The organism is Undibacterium hunanense, from assembly GCF_014284335.1.
Taxonomy (GTDB): domain Bacteria; phylum Pseudomonadota; class Gammaproteobacteria; order Burkholderiales; family Burkholderiaceae_D; genus Undibacterium; species Undibacterium hunanense.
Map to the genome: position 1 here is coordinate 236,575 of NZ_JACOGF010000006.1, position 17,872 is coordinate 254,446.

General features: G+C 52.2%; 17 protein-coding genes. 6 read left to right on the forward strand and 11 right to left on the reverse strand.

Annotation, left to right across the window (positions count from 1 at the left end; translation table 11 throughout):
* Nucleotides 1-59 precede the first annotated feature (59 nt).
* A complete protein-coding gene (locus H8L32_RS13875; RefSeq protein WP_186947829.1) occupies nt 60-902 on the forward strand; it encodes an SIR2 family NAD-dependent protein deacylase in 843 nt (280 codons plus the stop codon).
* Between the two features lie 10 nt (nt 903-912).
* On the opposite strand, the gene H8L32_RS13880 is transcribed toward H8L32_RS13875, so the two are convergent.
* Entirely contained in the window at nt 913-2,058 is a 1,146-nt protein-coding gene (locus H8L32_RS13880) for an alpha-D-ribose 1-methylphosphonate 5-triphosphate diphosphatase (protein WP_186947830.1), read from the reverse strand.
* A 367-nt stretch (nt 2,059-2,425) separates the two neighbouring features.
* On the opposite strand from H8L32_RS13880, the gene H8L32_RS13885 reads away from it, so the two are divergent.
* From H8L32_RS13885 to H8L32_RS13900, 4 genes are all read left to right on the forward strand, one after another.
* Complete coding sequence (locus H8L32_RS13885) at nt 2,426-3,310, forward strand: amino acid ABC transporter substrate-binding protein (RefSeq protein WP_230412202.1); 885 nt, start codon at nt 2,426-2,428, stop codon at nt 3,308-3,310.
* 10 nt (nt 3,311-3,320) lie between these two features.
* Complete coding sequence (locus tag H8L32_RS13890) at nt 3,321-4,007, forward strand: DUF1045 domain-containing protein (RefSeq protein ID WP_186947831.1); 687 nt, start codon at nt 3,321-3,323, stop codon at nt 4,005-4,007.
* A 106-nt stretch (nt 4,008-4,113) separates the two neighbouring features.
* Entirely contained in the window at nt 4,114-4,416 is a 303-nt protein-coding gene (locus tag H8L32_RS13895) for a hypothetical protein (protein ID WP_186947832.1), read from the forward strand.
* A 36-nt stretch (nt 4,417-4,452) separates the two neighbouring features.
* The gene (locus H8L32_RS13900; protein ID WP_186947833.1) at nt 4,453-5,172 is read left to right on the forward strand and encodes an alpha/beta fold hydrolase; all 720 of its coding nucleotides are present in this window, start codon (nt 4,453-4,455) and stop codon (nt 5,170-5,172) included.
* A 6-nt stretch (nt 5,173-5,178) separates the two neighbouring features.
* On the opposite strand, the gene H8L32_RS13905 is transcribed toward H8L32_RS13900, so the two are convergent.
* Complete coding sequence (locus tag H8L32_RS13905; RefSeq protein WP_186947834.1) at nt 5,179-6,567, reverse strand: CoA transferase; 1,389 nt, start codon at nt 6,565-6,567, stop codon at nt 5,179-5,181.
* Between the two features lie 137 nt (nt 6,568-6,704).
* On the opposite strand from H8L32_RS13905, the gene H8L32_RS13910 reads away from it, so the two are divergent.
* Nucleotides 6,705-7,922 (forward strand): citrate synthase family protein, encoded by a 1,218-nt coding sequence (locus H8L32_RS13910; protein ID WP_186947835.1) that lies wholly within the window; start codon nt 6,705-6,707, stop codon nt 7,920-7,922.
* Between the two features lie 40 nt (nt 7,923-7,962).
* On the opposite strand, the gene H8L32_RS13915 is transcribed toward H8L32_RS13910, so the two are convergent.
* The 9 genes from H8L32_RS13915 to H8L32_RS13955 form a co-directional block, all read right to left on the reverse strand.
* Complete coding sequence (locus tag H8L32_RS13915) at nt 7,963-8,184, reverse strand: helix-turn-helix domain-containing protein (protein WP_186947836.1); 222 nt, start codon at nt 8,182-8,184, stop codon at nt 7,963-7,965.
* Nucleotides 8,185-8,192: 8 nt separating this feature from the next.
* Nucleotides 8,193-8,780, reverse strand: coding sequence for a hypothetical protein (locus H8L32_RS13920; RefSeq protein ID WP_186947837.1), 588 nt, complete (start codon nt 8,778-8,780; stop codon nt 8,193-8,195).
* 182 nt (nt 8,781-8,962) lie between these two features.
* Nucleotides 8,963-11,353, reverse strand: a complete 2,391-nt coding sequence (locus H8L32_RS13925) for a TonB-dependent receptor plug domain-containing protein (protein ID WP_186947838.1) — start codon at nt 11,351-11,353, stop codon at nt 8,963-8,965.
* A gap of 202 nt (nt 11,354-11,555) precedes the next feature.
* Nucleotides 11,556-12,425, reverse strand: coding sequence for an STM4011 family radical SAM protein (locus H8L32_RS13930; RefSeq protein WP_186947839.1), 870 nt, complete (start codon nt 12,423-12,425; stop codon nt 11,556-11,558).
* Nucleotides 12,422-13,762, reverse strand: coding sequence for an STM4012 family radical SAM protein (locus tag H8L32_RS13935; RefSeq protein WP_186947840.1), 1,341 nt, complete (start codon nt 13,760-13,762; stop codon nt 12,422-12,424). Before H8L32_RS13935 ends, H8L32_RS13930 begins: the two co-directional genes overlap by 4 nt.
* Nucleotides 13,759-14,592 carry an STM4013/SEN3800 family hydrolase gene (locus H8L32_RS13940; RefSeq protein WP_230412203.1) on the reverse strand — a complete coding sequence of 278 codons (834 nt, stop codon included), beginning with the start codon at nt 14,590-14,592 and terminating at the stop codon, nt 13,759-13,761. Before H8L32_RS13940 ends, H8L32_RS13935 begins: the two co-directional genes overlap by 4 nt.
* Nucleotides 14,580-15,260: an HAD family hydrolase gene (locus tag H8L32_RS13945; protein WP_186947841.1), complete on the reverse strand. Its 681-nt coding sequence runs from the start codon at nt 15,258-15,260 to the stop codon at nt 14,580-14,582. Before H8L32_RS13945 ends, H8L32_RS13940 begins: the two co-directional genes overlap by 13 nt.
* Complete coding sequence (locus H8L32_RS13950) at nt 15,247-16,389, reverse strand: STM4014 family protein (protein WP_230412220.1); 1,143 nt, start codon at nt 16,387-16,389, stop codon at nt 15,247-15,249. Before H8L32_RS13950 ends, H8L32_RS13945 begins: the two co-directional genes overlap by 14 nt.
* A 7-nt stretch (nt 16,390-16,396) precedes the next feature.
* Nucleotides 16,397-17,467 (reverse strand): STM4015 family protein, encoded by a 1,071-nt coding sequence (locus H8L32_RS13955; protein ID WP_222619351.1) that lies wholly within the window; start codon nt 17,465-17,467, stop codon nt 16,397-16,399.
* Nucleotides 17,468-17,872: the final 405 nt, after the last annotated feature.

Below are 17,872 nucleotides of genomic sequence, written 5' to 3' on the forward strand. Positions count from 1 at the left end.
CAAGATGCACGATAGAGACGCACGGCCATGCAAAGTGATAGTCATCTTACAAGTAAGCCATGCACCCTGTTCACCTCCTCCACCAGGCCGTTGACCTTATAGCGCAGGCAGATGCGCTGGTGATTGCTGCCGGTGCTGGCATGGGAGTTGATTCCGGCCTACCGGATTTTCGCGGTACCGAAGGCTTCTGGAAAGCCTATCCGGCCCTGGGCCAGCAAGCCATTCCATTTCACGAAATAGCCAGCCCGTCTGCTTTCCGGCGCCGCCCTGGTCAGGCCTGGGGGTTTTATGGCCACAGACTGTCCATGTACCGGCAAACCCGGCCCCACAGCGGCTTCCAGATTGTGCAGCAATGGGCACAGACCATGCCGCACGGGCTATCGGTATTCACCAGCAATGTCGATGGACATTTCCAGTCGGCAGGCGTGGGGGCAGACAAGGTCTATGAATGCCATGGTTCAATTCATTATCTGCAGTGCCTGTTACCCTGTCGTGACAGCATCTGGCAGGCAGACGATTTTCAGCCGGAAGTGGATACCGTCCAGTGTCAGTTGATGAACAAGGCACCAACCTGCCCCCATTGTGGTGGCATGGCCAGACCGAATATTCTGATGTTTGATGACTGGGACTGGAATGACCAGCGTCAGCGGCAACAACTCGCGCAGCAGCAACAATGGCTGGACAAAGTATCCCGCCCGCTGGTGATAGAGCTGGGCGCTGGCACCACCATCCCCACTGTGCGCAACTTCAGTCACCGTGTGGTTTTGCAACACGGTGGCCGGCTATTGCGTATCAATCTGCGCGAGCCACAAGTCGCCTTCGCCCAGGATGTAGGGCTGGCGATGGGTGCGCTGGAGGCCTTGACCGCCATTCAGACAATGATGGGCGCTGCCCGGGCTTAACTTCAGACAATCAGGCAATCTGCTGACCAGCCCGCCAGACACCCATGACAACGGGAATATCCTGCAACATGCGTACCCGGATAAAATCGGCCCGCAGGCCGGGGGCGATAGCGCCCCTGTCATGTAAATCCAGCGCCTGTGCCGGTGCACGGCTGATAGTGGCTACCGCCCTGGGCAGGCTGTACCCATCCTGCTGCAACATGAAGGCAGCCTGCAACAGGCTGGCCGGTACATAATCAGAAGACAGAATATCCAGCAAACCATGCTGCGCCAATTCTGAAGCAGATACATTGCCTGAATGCGAACCGCCACGTACGCGGTTAGGCGCACCCATGACAATAGCCAGCCCCTGCTGCCGCGCGGTTTGCGCTGCCAGCAGACTGGTCGGGAATTCGGAAATACTGATACCCTCGGCCACACCTTCATGCACATGTTCAGCCGTGGTATCGTCATGCGATGCCAGCGGTATCGGATGGGTCTGCTGCCGACACAATTGCACCACCTGCTGGCGGTTTTCAGCCACATGGCGTTCCTGGCGTTCACGCAACAGGCCCAGCATCTGGTCCACTTTCTGGTCACTCCAGCCACGCTTGCCGGTCACATAGACGCGGTAATGGCTCAGGTCTGTCCACTGCCGCTGGCCTGGCGTATGGTCCATCAGTGACACCAGCTTCAGTCGTTCATCCTGGATAAAAGGCGTGAACATGGACAGCAAATTGGGTTCGGCCAGTTCCAGCCGCATATGCAATAAGTGTTCGGCGCGCAAAAAACCACCATCTGCGGCTACCCGCAAGCCTTCTACACAGGGCAACAGGCTTTGCATGCGTATGCTGTCAGGGTCTATATCACCGACGGATATGGCATCCAGTACCGTGGTGATACCGGCGGCGGCAATCTGCGCATCATGTGCCAGAATTGCCGGCATGACCGGCCAGGCAACTTTGGGACGCGGCATCAGGTGTTTTTCCAGATTGTCGGTATGCACTTCGACCAGCCCCGGCAGTAAAAAATCGCCCTGCCAGTCATCCCCCTGCAGACCGCTGCCGCCGACATCACTGATCAGGCCGGCACTGACTGCCATTGATCCCTTGAAAACGGCATCCTCAGTAACAATGCGGGCATTACGAATTGCCAATCCGGCTTCTGAAAATTTCATGATAATAAAAAGCAATTAATTACATCCGCAACCTTATCATGATTTGGCTGGCGACCATCAATTCTGCCATGTCATCCTGAGGCCTGACAAAGCACAGAAATCCTTATCATCCCAATAATGATCAGCAAGCCGTTCATAGGCAGGCCTGAAAAGATTTTTGGCTGTTTATTGAAATTGAGCAATATTGTTTGGATTTTATAACGAAATCTTGTATTGCCATGACGCCCGAAATTCAAACTTTGTCTTGCCCCTTGACTGTTAGAGTCGATTGACAGGATTACCTCATGATGTAGATCACATAGCAAGTCAATAACAAGCCACATAATAAGTCAAATAATAAGTCACATAACAACGGGTGGAAAATATGATGCGTCAAATGCTGACCGGCCTTACTACTGTGCTGTGCCTGTCATTACCACTATGCGTCCAGGCCGCGGATACACTGGCAAAAATACGCAAGACCCAAACCCTGGTGATAGGTATACGCGAAACCGCCCCCTTTTCCTTTACCGATGCAGACAAGCAGCCACTCGGTTATTCAGTAGATCTGTGTCTGAAAGTGGCGGATGCCATCAAAAAAGAATTGAAGATGCCAGCCATGCGGCTGCAATTTTATTCTGTCGACTCGACCACCCGTTTCAGCGCCCTGCTGGAAGACAAGATAGATCTGGAATGTGGCAGCACCACCAACAATGCAGAACGACGCAAAAAGGTCGCTTTTACGATACCGCATTTTTTTTCCAGCGTACGCGCCCTGGTCAAGACCGACAGCGGCATCAAGAACTGGTCGCAATTACGTAACCGCACGGTCGTCACGACCAAAAGTACCACCACCGTCAAGCTGCTGAATGACAGGAGCGACACGATTTCCCTCAACATCAAACTGGTGGAAGGCAATAGCGATCAGGAATCCTTCAAGATGGTAGAAGATGGCAAGGCCGATGCCTTCCCCATGGATGACGTCTTGCTGTACAGCCTGCGCGCCGAATCCAAGGCCCCGGCAAGCTTTGCCATCGTCGGCGAACCCCTGTCGATAGAACCGTATTCCATCATGATGCGCAAGGATGATCCCGGCTTCAAGAAAATCGTAGATAATGAGATGCTGAGGCTGATTCACGAGGGCGAGATTTACCGCATCTACGAAAAATGGTTCATGAAACCTATCCCACCAAAAAATGTCAACATGAATATGTCCATGGGCTTTCTGCTCAGGGATTCACTGCGCTTTCCTACGGATCAGGTGGGCGATTGATGCTGCCGGCATGACGCGTTACGCCTTATATTTTGCGCCGGATAGCGACTCTGCCTGGTGGCATGCCGGCAACCAGTGGCTGGGACGCGATGCCGAAACTGCTGAAGCTTTGCCACAACCTGCAATCGAAGGCATACAGCCAGACTTGCAACATAAGCTGACCCACGATGCCAGTCGTTACGGTTTTCATGCCACGCTGAAAGCCCCTTTCCGTCTGGCACCGGGCTATACCGAAGCGGCCCTGCATCTGGCCTTGCAAGACTTTTGCCGACAACAGGCACCGGTCAGAGGGCTGGCACCAGACGTGCAATGGATGGGCAATTTTCTGGCCCTGCGACCGACGGAAAATCAAGCCGCGATCAACGCACTGGCATTTGCCTGCGTTGAGCAATTCGACCACTTTCGCGCCCCCATGAGCGAAGCCGACCTGGCACGCCGCCAGCAACACCCGCTCAGCCCCCGGCAACAAGCCTTGCTGATGCAATGGGGCTACCCTTACACGCAAGAAGAATTCCGCTTCCATATGACGCTGACCGACAGGCTGGAACCAGGCGCACTGGCCGACAGCATCCATACCGCAGCACAAAAACATTTTGACCTGGATGCACCACTCGATATCACCGGCCTGGCTCTGTTCACCGAACATCAAGCAGGTGCAGACTTCCAGCTAGCTGCACGTTTTCCGTTTGGCCAATAAGTTGCTCAATAAAACCTGTTGATACACGCCCCTGTCAGAATCGTTTTACCTACAGGCAAAAATCAGCATAAAATAATCATGCCTTCAACTCGTCGGGAACATATGCATGTCCATCACTCCAGAGCAATTACAGGAATTGATGAAAGAAGTCGAACAGGAAGATCCCATCGATTTTGCCGATCTGCCTTTCGAAGAAAATGATTTGCGCGCAATCACCGCTACGCATTTATGCGAGATGGCCGATGCCATGGAAAGCTTCAGCCAGGAAGACCGCCAGGTCACCCTGCTGGCCGTCGCCGCCAAACTGGTGCTGGAAAACCTGGTGCTGCATATACAACTGCTGCGCCAGCACGGCATTCCCCTCAGTGATCAGGTCAACGATCTGCTGCAAAATCTGAAGAAAAAATGAGCATGACAGTTTTTTGCCAACACACACCAGACACCCATGCATAAGGACAGGCACTTCCTGCTGATCCCCGGCTTCATGTGCGATGCCAGTTTGTGGCAATTGTTATTGCCGGCACTGGAACAGCGCGGCCATGTGCAACTGGCAGACCTGAATCAGGGTGACAGCATAGAAAGCATGGCGCAACGCATACAGGCAACGGCACCCGCGCATGCTATAGTCATCGGCTTTTCGCTGGGTGGTTATGTGGCACGCCATCTGGCCTGGCGCTTAAGCACGCAGGCTGCCGACCCGGGGCCGACCGGTCTGGTATTGCTGAATACCTCGGCGCGAGCCAGTACCGAAGAGGAGTTGCGCAGAAACCAGCAACAAATCCACATGCTGGCCACTTACCCTTACAAGGGCCAGACCATGACCGCACTGCGTCGCGCCCTGCACCCGCAACGCCAGGACGATACCGCCATGCTGGCGCATTTGCATGCCATGTCGGTGACACTGGGGAAAGAAGTTTTCCTGCGCCAGTTGGCAATACAAAGAGGTGATGGGCACCATGAACTGCCACTGATACGCTGCCCCGCGTTGGTCGTCGCCAGCAGAAATGACCAGATGCGCAGCCTGGAAGAATCCGAAAAACTGGCGCACGGCCTGCCCCATGCTGAACTTCAAATCATCGAAGACTGCGGCCACATGTCACCACTGGAAAAAGCGCCGGAACTGATCGTTTTGCTGGACCAGTGGTTAAAGCAGAATGGGCTGTAAAACCAGCTACTGCCAGACCGGTGCATGCTCACCAAGAACTGGCGCAGGCAATTCAAAATGTGCAGGTGTGACAGACATTTTTTCCACCGGTGCGATAGCCTGCATCTGCCCATATCCTGACGTTGATGCCTGTAAAAAGCGGGCGATTTCTTCCGGACGTAATTCAGCGGCATGATCATGCAGGCCACGTCTGGGCATCTGTTGCAGCCAGCGTCCGGTCTGTGCCAGCGAGACCCTGACTTGCCAGCTGCCACCTTCGACAGCACGTTTTTGCAGCGCCAGCATGGTCGCATAAGCCAATAAATAACCGGTGGCATGGTCGAGTGCCTGGAACGGCAACTTGCCGGGTGCAGCGCTGGCTGCTGCCCGTCCTTCCGCATCGGCAATGCCGCTGGCTGACTGTACCAGACTGTCAAAACCGCGCCGGTGCGCCCAGGGGCCGATATGTCCATATGCCGACAGGCTGACATGAATCAGGCCAGGCCGCATGGCGCACAATTCCTCAACCGAGTACCCAAGCTGCGCCAGTGAATTGGGACGATAAGCCTGGATGAAGACATCGGCGCCGCTGATCAGTTGCAGCATGTTCTGCCGCCCTTCCGTCTGCCGCAAATCAAGTTGCGCAGAACGTTTGCCACGGCCCGTATCCATCACCAGCAGCATGATGTTAGGCAGATGTGCCGCGCTGACGGCCAAAACGTCAGCCCCATGCTGTGCCAGAGTCCGCGCACCGACGGGCGCGGCAATCACTCTGGATAAATCAAGTACGCGCACCCCACTCAAAGGACGCGGCCCGCCACTATGCAAGGGAATGACAGGACCATCAGCTACACGCCTGACTTCAAACAAGGGTAAATCTGCAATGGCCTGCGCTTGCGGATGGGCCAGCCATTCCTGTTCTGTACGTATCATGGCGGCGCACATGTTGGCCTGGGCCAGTGTCTGCTCCAGCTCTGCCGCCTGCCAGCCGCTAATCGCCCTGGCAACGGCTGCACGGTCTTCAACACATTGCAAGACCGCCAGCACGCCATCCCTGTGATGCGGGAAGTTGGTATGCAATTGTATCCAGCGCCCATCCCCTGCCTGGTAATAACCGGCAATCTTGCTCCAGGGATCTTCACTTGCATGTCCATTCACACTGAGATAGCGGTCACTTTTGAACATGGCCAGCGCATGGCGCCGGTCGACTGTGATGTTTTGTCTTTCGCCACCACGCGCCTGCCACAGCTGCGCCGCCATCAGGGCCTGCACCGCAATCGTGGCAGATGCAACGCCGCCCACCTGAAACGTCGATGGCAATTGCGCGGTATCACCAGCAAATGTTAGTTGCTGCAAGTCCTCAGGCGCACCGCCGCCCATTTGCCACAAGGATGCTAATAGTGCTTCTGCCGACATGATGCTCCTCCACTTGGAAATCAAATTAGCGCACAATGAGATAATCTGATGCATGTGCGCATAGTTAAGTGTTCAGTCTAGGATCTGCATCACACTGTGGTCAATCTTGATTCTGCCAATCAATATAAATTTTTATCGTGGAAAATCTCATTTCTGCCAGAGAAGCTGCCCAGTTGCTGGGCATCAGCCTGCCTACGCTGTATTCCTATGTCAGCCGTGGCTTACTGCAATCGCATCAGCATGAAGGACAAAAAGCCAAACGTTATCTGAAGGAAGAAGTCTTGCGTCTGCTGGCCCGCAATACCGACAGCAAGCGGGCAGGCAGTGCCGCCGAATCTGCCATAGACTGGGGCGTACCCGTGCTGGAATCAAAAATCACCCAGGTCAGCCACGGCAAACTGTATTACCGTGGCCTGCCGGTGGACGAGCTTGCACGCACGCATACGCTGGAACAAACCGCCCTGATTTTGTGGGACAGCCAGGCAACGACTGATTTGCAGGCTATTCCTTTACCCGGGCTGGATATACTCTGGCCCAGACTGCTGGACCTGAATGCGGCTCTGCCGCCCTATGAAAGAGCCATCAGCATGCTGCCCATGCTGGGCACGACTGTAAAACAGGTCACCGGCATCCACCCGCATCTGCAAGCACAATTGTGGATGCACCTGATGGCCGCCGCACTGCTGGGCATGAAGCCGGACTATCAGACGTTTCACCAGAAGCTGGCAAGTGCCTGGCAACTGGATGCCAGCCAGGCCGACCTGCTGCGTGCTGCTTTGGTGGTCAGTGCAGATCATGAATTGAATGTATCGACTTTTACCGTGCGCTGCGTCGCATCTGCCGGTGCCAGTCTGGGCATGGCTCTGATTGCCGGACTGGCCGCACTATCCGGCCCGAAGCATGGCGGCGAAAGCCTGCGTGTCGGCAGCATGGTACGTGCCGGCCTGGCAGTTGAACCACATGCTATGCGGGATTCCCTGCAACAGCGCCTGCGCATCCATGACGCCAGCCATCATTTTTCACCACGACTGCCAGGCTTTGGGCATCCGCTGTACCCGCATGGCGACCCGCGTGGCAGCCTGCTGATGAACATGCTCGACAAAAAAACCCATGCCGGCTTGTTTGAGCTGGCTGATACCGCACAAGACCTGACCGGGCAGGCATTGAATATCGACTATGCACTGGTCGCGGTAGAAATTGCCTGTGGATTGCCGCAGGGCGCGGCGCAAATCCTGTTTGCCCTGGGCCGCACGGCAGGCTGGATAGCACATGCCATGGAACAGGTGGAAGAAGGCCAGTTGATACGCCCCCGTGCCAGATATGTAGGCAAGTTTCCACTTACACCCGCTGGCTGATCCCGGCTGCAGTTTTAGACTGCATGTTCAACCTGATTGTTCAGTCCGAATGTTCAGCATCAGGGGTGTACGCCAGAATATCGCCAGGCTGGCATTCCAGCACCTGACAAATTCTTTCCAGCGTATCAAAGCGTATGGCCTTGGCCTTGCCCGTTTTTAGCACGGATAAATTTTGTGGCGTGATATCCACCAGCTCAGCCAGCGTATTCAAACGCATCTTGCGCTGGGCCAGCACCACATCCAGATTAACAGTAATCGGCATATGCGTCCTCAGATAGTCAGTTCAGCTTCTTCATTGAGGTCTACGCCTATTTCCAGCGACCACAACAAGAGCAGGAAGAAGCCTATCCAGGTCAGTTGATCGAGCACACTACCCAGAAAATGCCCTATATTGCCTGAACCACCCGCGCTGGGTTCAACATAACTGAAAATGATCGCCAGGAGATTAATGCCAAGCATTGCAACTGCAAGTATCAGGTTCAGATTAAACGCTCTTCTTGCATGAAAAATAGCCTTCCTGTTAAAGATTTCACCTTCGTAAAAACAAGTCAGCAATTTATTGATATGGACAAGAACAAATTCCATCAGTGCGCAGAAAAGAATGGCAACCACAGATGCGATCACTTTCAGATCTGTACTTATTCCACTTTGCAGTAAAGTAAAAAAGCCATCATTGAGCGTCACTGCTTTCGCCAGATACGCGGTCAGTGTCAAATCCCCTGAAGGTGCCATCACCATGATGACAGGGAAAGCCAGACCTCCAATCGCAACCATGGCCATGGCAAAGACGCTAAGAAATAAAAAATACCTGCTCAACTTGCGGATATTGACAATCCTGGCGTGTTTCTGAACTTGCATTTTTGGCTCCTGATTGAATTAAAGTGAATGAATTCTAAAGCCATAAAATTCGAAATGCAATAGTTTTTTATCGTTTATCGATAAATAAATACCGATATTAATTTAATCCACTTTTCAGCAACAGACGCAAAAGGGCTGCATAAAGCAGCCCTTTTTCGCAAAGATCAGTTCAGATTACATGATTACCAGGCGTATGCTGCCTTGGCATAGTAGTAGCGGCCATTGAAGCCATAAGGCGAGAAGGTACTGTACGGCAGGGTACCGCCAGTATTCAGATTGCCTGTCGAAGTCACCTGATCCGGATATTTATCAGTCAGATTATCGACACCGGCGCTAACAGTCCATTTGCCCAGTTTTACACTGGCGGAAACATCCAGCACCAGATTGGCGCTATAAGTCTGATCCAGGGTAACGCTATTTTGTGGCGAGACAAAACTGCCATAACGTGTTGCCAGGCCATGGATGGTCCAGTTATTGAAACCATAGTCGGCAGCGATACTGAATTTATCTTTCGGTGTCGCCAGAGTCGCACGGTTGATGGTTTGCCTGTCGATCAGCAAGAGATTGTTTTGCGTCAGGATTGCCGGATTATCTGCCACCCGCTTGACGGACGTGTCGTTGTGGTTATAGGCAACGGTAAAGCCCAGTTTGTCTGAACCCGACAAAGGGATTTGATACGAACCGACCACATCCACGCCACGGGTTTGTGTATCAAGTGCATTGGTGAAATAACGCGCCGCACCGACCAGTACGCCTTGCTTGGCCAGCACACTTTGCAGGGCTGCAGGCAAGACCAGATTGCCCGAATACAGGATGCGATTATCAATATCGATCTGATAGGCATCAATGCTCAGTGAAGCATTCTTGCTTGGTTGCAGCACTGCGCCCAGACTGTAGTTACGTGATTTCTCGGCTTCCAGCGGAACTGCGCCCAGGGCCTTGGCAGCAGCAGTGGCAACACCGAAGGTTCCTGTATCCACCAACTGCGATGTGCCATTGATGGTGATCAGGTTGGTGGTGGAAATCGTATAATTTTGCTGTGCCAGTGAAGGTGCGCGGAAACCATTCGATACGGCTGCACGCAAGGCAAATTCTTTGGTGAATTCAAACCGGCCTGATAATTTACCGGAAGTCACGCTGCCAAAATCGCTGTAGTTTTCATGACGCAGGGCAACCGACGCACTTAGTTGCCTGGTCAGTTCTGCTTCAATATTGGCGTAGATCGATGCGCTGTGACGGCTGAAACTGCCTGCATTCGAAGGCTGAAAACCAGAGAAACCCTGTGCGCCGCTACCGAAGTAAGAATTCGCTTCACCAGCACCGATTTCATACTGGTCACGGCGATATTCAGCACCCAGGGCCAGCGTCAGCGGATTCGCCAGACCAGCAAGTTCTATCTCTCTGGCCACATCAAAATTTGCCAGGGTCTGGGTATTTTTCAGTTTACCTGCATAGAAACGCGTAGGGCTGGTGGCACCCAGGCTCAGGTTGACGGTATTGGTAACATCCAGGCTGAATTCACTGGAGCCATAATTGACACTGGCATCCCAGCGCCAGCCATCGGTACGGCCCTTGATACCACCCACCGCCGATACATCAGTATTAGTCGCCGCTTCATTCGGCAAGAAACCATTTGGATACAGCGGTGTACGCAAGGTCGTACCAGTGGTATAGGCGGTACGCCAGGTGGCAGCTGCATCGGTATTGCGACGGCTGTAATTGGCAAAACCATACAGTTCGAGATCGGTCGCCAGCGCCAGCGACGCATTCACACCCAGATTGGTTTGTTGCAGCTTGGGGTCGCCCTGTACCTGATTGACCCGGCCATATAAAGGTTCGAGCGGATTACGGAAATCGGCACCGGCGCGATTGGTTTCATTCTGGTTGCGCTGTTCAGCAGTAAAACGTGCCCAGCCCTTGTCACCCAATGCCGTACCAAAGTTGGCGCTCAGACTGCCTTGCGTACCATCCCGCTTACTGTATTGACCACCACCAAGCTGCACCTCACCACCATCTGCGCCTTTTTTCAGGATGATGTTGATAACGCCAGCAATCGCGTCTGAACCGTATTGCGCTGCCGCACCGTCACGCAAGACTTCTATCTTGTCGATGGAACTGATAGGGATGGTATTGAGGTCAGCAGGGGAAGAGCCACGTCCTGCCGTGCCATTCACGTTGACCACTGCCGAGGTATGCCAGCGCTTGCCATTCACCAGCACCAGCGTCTGGTCCGGCGACAGGCCGCGCAACTGCGCCGGGCGACTGGCCGACGTACCGTCTGCCACCGCCGGACGCGGAAAGTTCAGTGACGGCAGCAAACGGCTCAATACCGTTGCCAGCTCGCCAGAGCCGGTGGATTGCAAGTCCCTGGATGTCAGGATATCAATAGGTGCTTCTGAATCAGATACCGTGCGCTTGATGCTGCGGGTACCAGTAACGATGACCGAACTGGCCTCAGTGGCATCAGTCTGCTGAGCCACGGCTTGCGAGGTGATTGCTGAAAACACGGCAGCTACCAGCAGTGCGGTGCGCTGTTTGGGGAAAGGCAGGGGAAAACTCAATGCATTATTCATACGGTCACTTTCACTTTTCTGTGTACAGGTAGTCAATTTGAACCGATGGTACTTCTTACTGCATAGACGGCAAACGATTGTTTTCAGCTAAAAACATGCAAAAATAATATATGCTAAACGATAATTTTAATTAGCCACACCGCGTTGGCTACCTTGCTGTACCGCCCTCAGCCAAATCAGCCAAACCAGCCAATGGAGGTTTCTAGCCGTTGCTTAAATACGACACTGGAATTCTTTCCAGCAAGCCGCTGCCATACACCTCATGTGATTTCATATCGTCAAGATGGATGTAACCGATATGACAGTGGCAAGTCGCTTTGGTACAGGCTTCCTTCTTGAGCATACTGGCCAGCGGATCGGTAAAAATATTACCTTTCCTGGTCTTGATGAAATGGCAGCGGAACAGGTCGCCATTGCCTTCTATGGACACCACCTCATCCCCCGCCTTGCAGGCTTTGCCCATGCTTTCATACCAGGGCAGGTTCAGCCTGAACAGTTGGTCAATATTTTCCAGGAAGGCGATTTCTGCCTCGCTGTAGTAATCAGCTTCACGTTTGTAGGCATTGATCCACATATAAATATCCTGTGGCAGACGCTGGCGCAAGGCCGTGATGTGCGGGAAGTGCTGCTTCAACCCCACCACGCCGACACTGTGACGGATATGCATGGCGCTGAGCGCATTCGATTTATCGACAAATTTATCTTCGCTGACAAAATCAGGATGATAGGTGGTCCACAAAGCCGTGGTCTGTGGATTGCAACGTGACAGCCATTGCGGGTTCCAGGCCAGATTGGTCTGTGCCGCCACCTTACGCACATGGGGCAGATGCGACAGATGTATCACCGCTTCCTGATACCATTTACGCACCAGGGCTTCACCATAAGGCGTAATGAAAATTTCCATGGGATAGTCAGCACTGCTGTTGTGCTCTACCCAGGCGACAAATCTATCCAGGTCCTTTTTATCCAGCACCTGCATTTCCCTGCTGTTCTTTTCCTTGGCAAAGGGGCAGTATTCACAACTATAGTTGCAATCGGTCAGGTGTCCGCGATAAATCACTTTCAGGCTCATCTTGGTACATACTCCTGCATCTTGTTCCTGACCGCTGGCGAAATAAACCAGTGACCGATGAGGTCAGAATACGCCATGCCATCACCATGCAACTGCAGGCGTCCCGCCGTCTCTTGCGCCAACCCCATTTCCACAAGGGTCGATAATTCAGGAAAATCGCTATGTGCCGAAGTGCTAAACAGCGACTGATAATGCGCAGCATCCAACCCTTCAAACTTCAACAGCGACTTGATCAGGTAACGTCGCTTTCTGTCATCTTCAGACAGGCGAATGCCATAACTTGCCGTCATAAAATCGGGGCGTTCTTTTGCCACATAGTCATTGATGATGGCTGCCACGTTCGGCTTGGATACCGCATATTCTGTCGAATAATGTACGTCTGTCGTATAAGAGCGGGCATTGGTACCCAGCCCTATCATGCCGTCTTCCTGGCAGGAATATTCCGAGCTTTCACGCAAGCCGGCAACTGGCCTGCGAAACAGGCGCATCGAATCCTGCACATAACCATGCGCCTGCAAAAATTCGCGTCCTATGCGATACAGTATGCTGCGCATATCTTCGGCCTGGATATTGCCGCGTTTTTTGAACAGTGTCGTCAAAGGACGTACATACAAGGGGTACAAAAATATTTCTGTCGGTTGAAATTGCACTGCTTTTTTCAATGAAGCCAGCCAGGTTTCCGGCGTCTGGCCAGGAATGCCATAAATCAGGTCCAGATTGAAAATCGGGAATTGATAACTGTTGATTTTTTCCAGCAATGGTTCCATCACTGCCTCTGGCTGCACGCGCCCGACTGAGCGCGCTTCGGCATCGATAAAGCTTTGTATGCCTATGCTGATGCGTTGCACGCCATGCTGCGACAGGCAGGACAGTTTTTCATCATTGATGGTGTCGGGAGAAATTTCAAATGAGCCTGGCGTATTCTTCAGATCCAGCCCGAGGGTGTTGGTATAAACAGAAAATAATTGTTCCAGCTGGCTGACCTCCAGGTGGCTGGGTGTACCGCCACCAATCGCATACCCGGCAAAACTGAATTCACCCAGGGTATCGCGTGCCACTTCGGCTTCCAGTTGCACCTTCTTCAGATACAGGCTGACCAGGTCTTCTTGCGGATTGGAGACTGTGAACAAATTACAGAATGCGCATTTCATGCGGCAAAAAGGGATGTGCGTGTACAGGTACAGTGAACTTTTCTTTTCCGGTGCCCACAGGGTTTTCAAATCCAGCTTTTGTTCGAATGGCCGATATGCCGTCTTGTGCGGATACGAATACAGATAGCTCTGAAAGCGATTGCTTTCTTCCAGGTAGCCACGAAAGCTAATGCCGACATCCGTCATGGCAGGCTCCCTTGCGGCAACAGAAAATCGGCATAGGGAATGGTCCAGACTTTTTCATGCCCCAGCCGGTGACCGGTATAACCATCTTCGCCATAGGTCGTACCATGATCGGAACTGAGTATCACAAATGTGTCGCCACGCTGATTCAGTGTCTGGAACAGAGGTGGCAACTGGCTATCGATATAGCGCAAAGCAGCGGCATGGCTGGTCAGCGTGTCGCCGGCAGAACCAGGTAGATAATGGCAGTTAGGTTGATGCAGTGCGGATAGATTCATAAATAAAAAAACTTTTTGTTCAAGCTTCTGTTGCAAGAGCTGCACGGCAAATTCGACCTGGTGTCTGGTTGAATCCGGATCGGTCACACCGAATTCAGGCTGCCAGTAACTTTCCTGAAAAAGACCGGGCAACACACAGGACAGCGGATTCTGTTTCTTGAAAAACCCAACACCACCAATGCACATGGTGCGGTATCCCAAACCTGCAAAACCGGCAACAATGTCAGGTGTATCGAAAGCATAGCTGTTTTCACCCGTGGTTTCGCTGCCGGCAAACTGTAAAGAGAATAATCTTTCATGCAAGCCGGGACGCGCTGGCGTCGGCAAAAATCCGGCAAAAAAAGCGCAGTGGGATGCATAGGTGAAAGAACCCGGCGCATGACGCTCTTCCCAGCCAGCGGGCAACAGGCTGGCAAGAAAAGGCAAACGTCCAGCTGCATGTTCAGCCTGCGCAACATCGTAACGCAGGGTATCAAAAGTGATGAAAAGGAAGTTGGCCTTGCCAACGATCTCGTTCATATTCGTCATATTCTGCATGTTATTTATATCAGGCATGTCAATGCCTCCTCCAGTGCATAAATGCTGGTGATTTCCCGGTCAGGCCGGGTGGGTTGCTCAAGCACTTGCACCTGCACCTTGCCAGGCTTAACGAAAACGGTTTTCAATTGCAAGGCCATTGCAGGCTGCATGTCATTGAAGTAATCATCCCCTATCATGACAATCCCGGTATGTCTGCAAAAATCAAGGGCATGTGAGAACAGTCTGCGGTCAGGTTTCTCATAGCCGATGTCAGCAGAGATAAAGACGTGTTCAAAAAAATGACTGAGCCCCGCACTACCTAGCTTGCGGTGCTGCATGCTGGCAGAACCGTTGGAAATAATCATGAGTTGATATTGCGTTGACAGCCGCTCCAGCATATTTTCCAGCAGGCTGTCTGCTTGCACAAAATCCGGCAGTGTCAGGTGATCTGCCCACAAAGTATCTGCCGTGTATGGAAGCCCAGGATAGTTTTGCAATAGTTCCTGACAGAACTGACTGCGGTCTTTTCGCCCATGACAATCAAGCGCAAGAATGTGATCCCTTGCGCTTGCCACATCTTCGTCTGCAAACGCGTTCTGATTTCTGTCCATGAAATCCTGCAAATAGCGCAGGAAGGCAGCATCCCGGTCTATCAGGGTATTGTCGATATCAAACAACAGGCTGGCTTTTTCAGTGTTCACCATACTGACCTGCCTGCCGTCTTAGGACAGCATTGATTTCTGCCAGATACGTGCTTTCTGCACCATGCAACAGGTTCGGCAACAAATCGCCAAAGGCATTGGCTTCCAGCAGTACAGGTGGCCGCCCGTCCCTGGGCAATAATATGTCCAGCCCGGCATACAGGGATAGCGGGAAAGCCTGCATGCTGCTTTCTACCAGTGCATCGATCTCTGCCCAGGTCGCCGATGACAGTTCAAGCTCATCCACCGCACAACGCTGATTGCCAAGGTGCAGATTGGTCATGGGGCCACGGCTTAATCTGGCAATGGCATGACGCCGCTTGCCGGCGATACCCATGACACGCAGGTCGTAAGCACTGCCTTCATGGCTGGCCTTGGGTATCCAGCGTTCTGTCAATGCGCCTTCCGTAAACAGAAAATCCAGCACTGTCCGTATGGTGCCGCGCGCTGTGTATTTTTTTACTTTCAGGGAATTGTAAAAACGCTCGCCATCCATGTCATGCACGACTTCCACCGTAGAATAAGCCTGTTCGCGGCCATTTTTTTTATTGTATTCATAGGCCACCACACCCGATGCCGATGAACTGGAATTCAGCTTGATGAAAAAACGGCTGGCTTGCTGCTTTTCCACGAATGCAAAAAATTCGTCATAGCAGGAAAATACGGGGCAGGCTGGTAAGGTATACGGCTGCAACAATTGCTTGCACAGGGGTTTGTTGAACATGCTGATGATATCTGTCGGGTGATTAAACCAGCTCAGCTTTCCAACATGCTGGTCACTCTGGGCAATCTGGACTCGCTGGGCAAGCGATGTCATCAGTTGAGAAAAACCCTGGAACCATAATCGCGGATGGTAAATCCTGCCACGCTGGTCTTCAAGCATCAGCGCATTTTCCAGACCGCCCAAGGAAAGTATTCTTTTTTCGACTTCAAAGTTTTCGCCGGGTGACTCTACCCTGACAGTGACACCTTCCGTCGCCACCTTGTCCAGCACGCAAAGATCATTCAATACATCCAGATAAGAAATGACCAGGGCTGGCTCCAGCCCAGCTTCCTGCAATGCTTCCTGAAAAAGACGTACACGTCTGTTTTCAGGATTGCCTATCACTACAAATGAAGAAGGCTTGCGCATCAAGCGACTATTCCGTCACTGCCGGGTAACGCCAGTCATCATCATCGCTGGTTTGCTGATCCGTTACATCCACCAGTACCGGCAATTGCTTGAATTCCTTCATCATTTCATTGGACAGGTAGTGGTAATGCAGGTCCAGCTTCTTCAATCCAGCGATTTTTGTGCTATCCAGCAAGGCACGTCCGCCTTCATCAGTCAGGGTACCCATGGACAGGTCCAGCGTCTCAAGTTGTTCCAGCACCGAGGCTTCTGCAATCGCAACTGCGACTTCATTGGCGATACCGCTATCAGCCAGACCAAGATATGTCAGCTTCGGAAACAAGCCCTTTTGCATCAGGGGACGCAGATCATCTATCGTCGCATCAAAACCATAATCTTCTACGCCAAGGTAAAGCAGCAGGTATTCAAGATTCGGCAAATCTGCCGTGGCGATGGTTTCAATGATTTTTTTCGGCAGACCACCACACTCTATGGTCAGGGCTTTCAGCTTGTCATGTTTCAGCGGCTGTGACGACAACTCCAGGCCCGTCGAGCCCTTGATGTGCAGACGTTCCAGCGCCGGGAAGGCTGTAAAAATAGTGGTGTAGTCCCCCTGGTTAATCCAGGAAATTTCGCATTCTTCAGAATCCATGTCGCCGACAAACAATTCTTTCAAATTGACCAGCTTGCCGTGGTTTGCCACCAGCAAACCCAGAGCATCTTGCGGTCCGTTTTCATAGGCATCTTCCCAGGCAGCGATGACCAGCGACTCCACATCGGTGGCCTGCGTCGTTTCCAGAAAAGCCAATACTTTTTCTGACAAGGTCTTGCCGTCTTCTGCCTCGTCATAGCTGACGCCTATACGTCGTGCGACTTTCTTTGCACTGGCATCCGTCTTTTGCACATAGCCTTTTTTGGTTTTTTCGGCGATCAGCTTGTCCATTTCTTTTTGTGCTTTTTCCGCGGACTCAAAATTGCTGATTTTTTCCTGACCGGCAGTACCGATTTTTCCGTACTTCACAGTCAGCGTCGTGGCCTCGATTTCCACTTGCCAAAATTTGTATGATTTGGAATCCTGGTATTCAAAGTAATGTTTCATCGGATAGCGCCTTTAAATATGCGTGTGTTGGTGGAGCTGGCTTAATCTACGTTAGTCTGCATTAGTCTGGATTGCGCGTTTCAATTTCAAGCTTGGCCAATACAGAATATCTTGCTTTTAAAACCACATGGTTACCTGCTGCCCACCCCTTGTCAAGCAAGAAAATCAATTGTTACACAGTCCAGTTTCACTAGCCCTTTCACCTATGGTAAGCGTATGAAAATGCGCAAAAATTTGAACAGCCACATACGCTTGATTAGATGTACTCAAAGCATCGCCTGCAAAAATAATTGAAAAGAAAATTAGGCATTCCGGGATTAAGCGTGTATATTGCGGCTTGTACTTGCATCAAGTCCTTAATTTGTTGGTCCCAATTCCGCATAGCTTTATCTCTCTGGCTGTTCT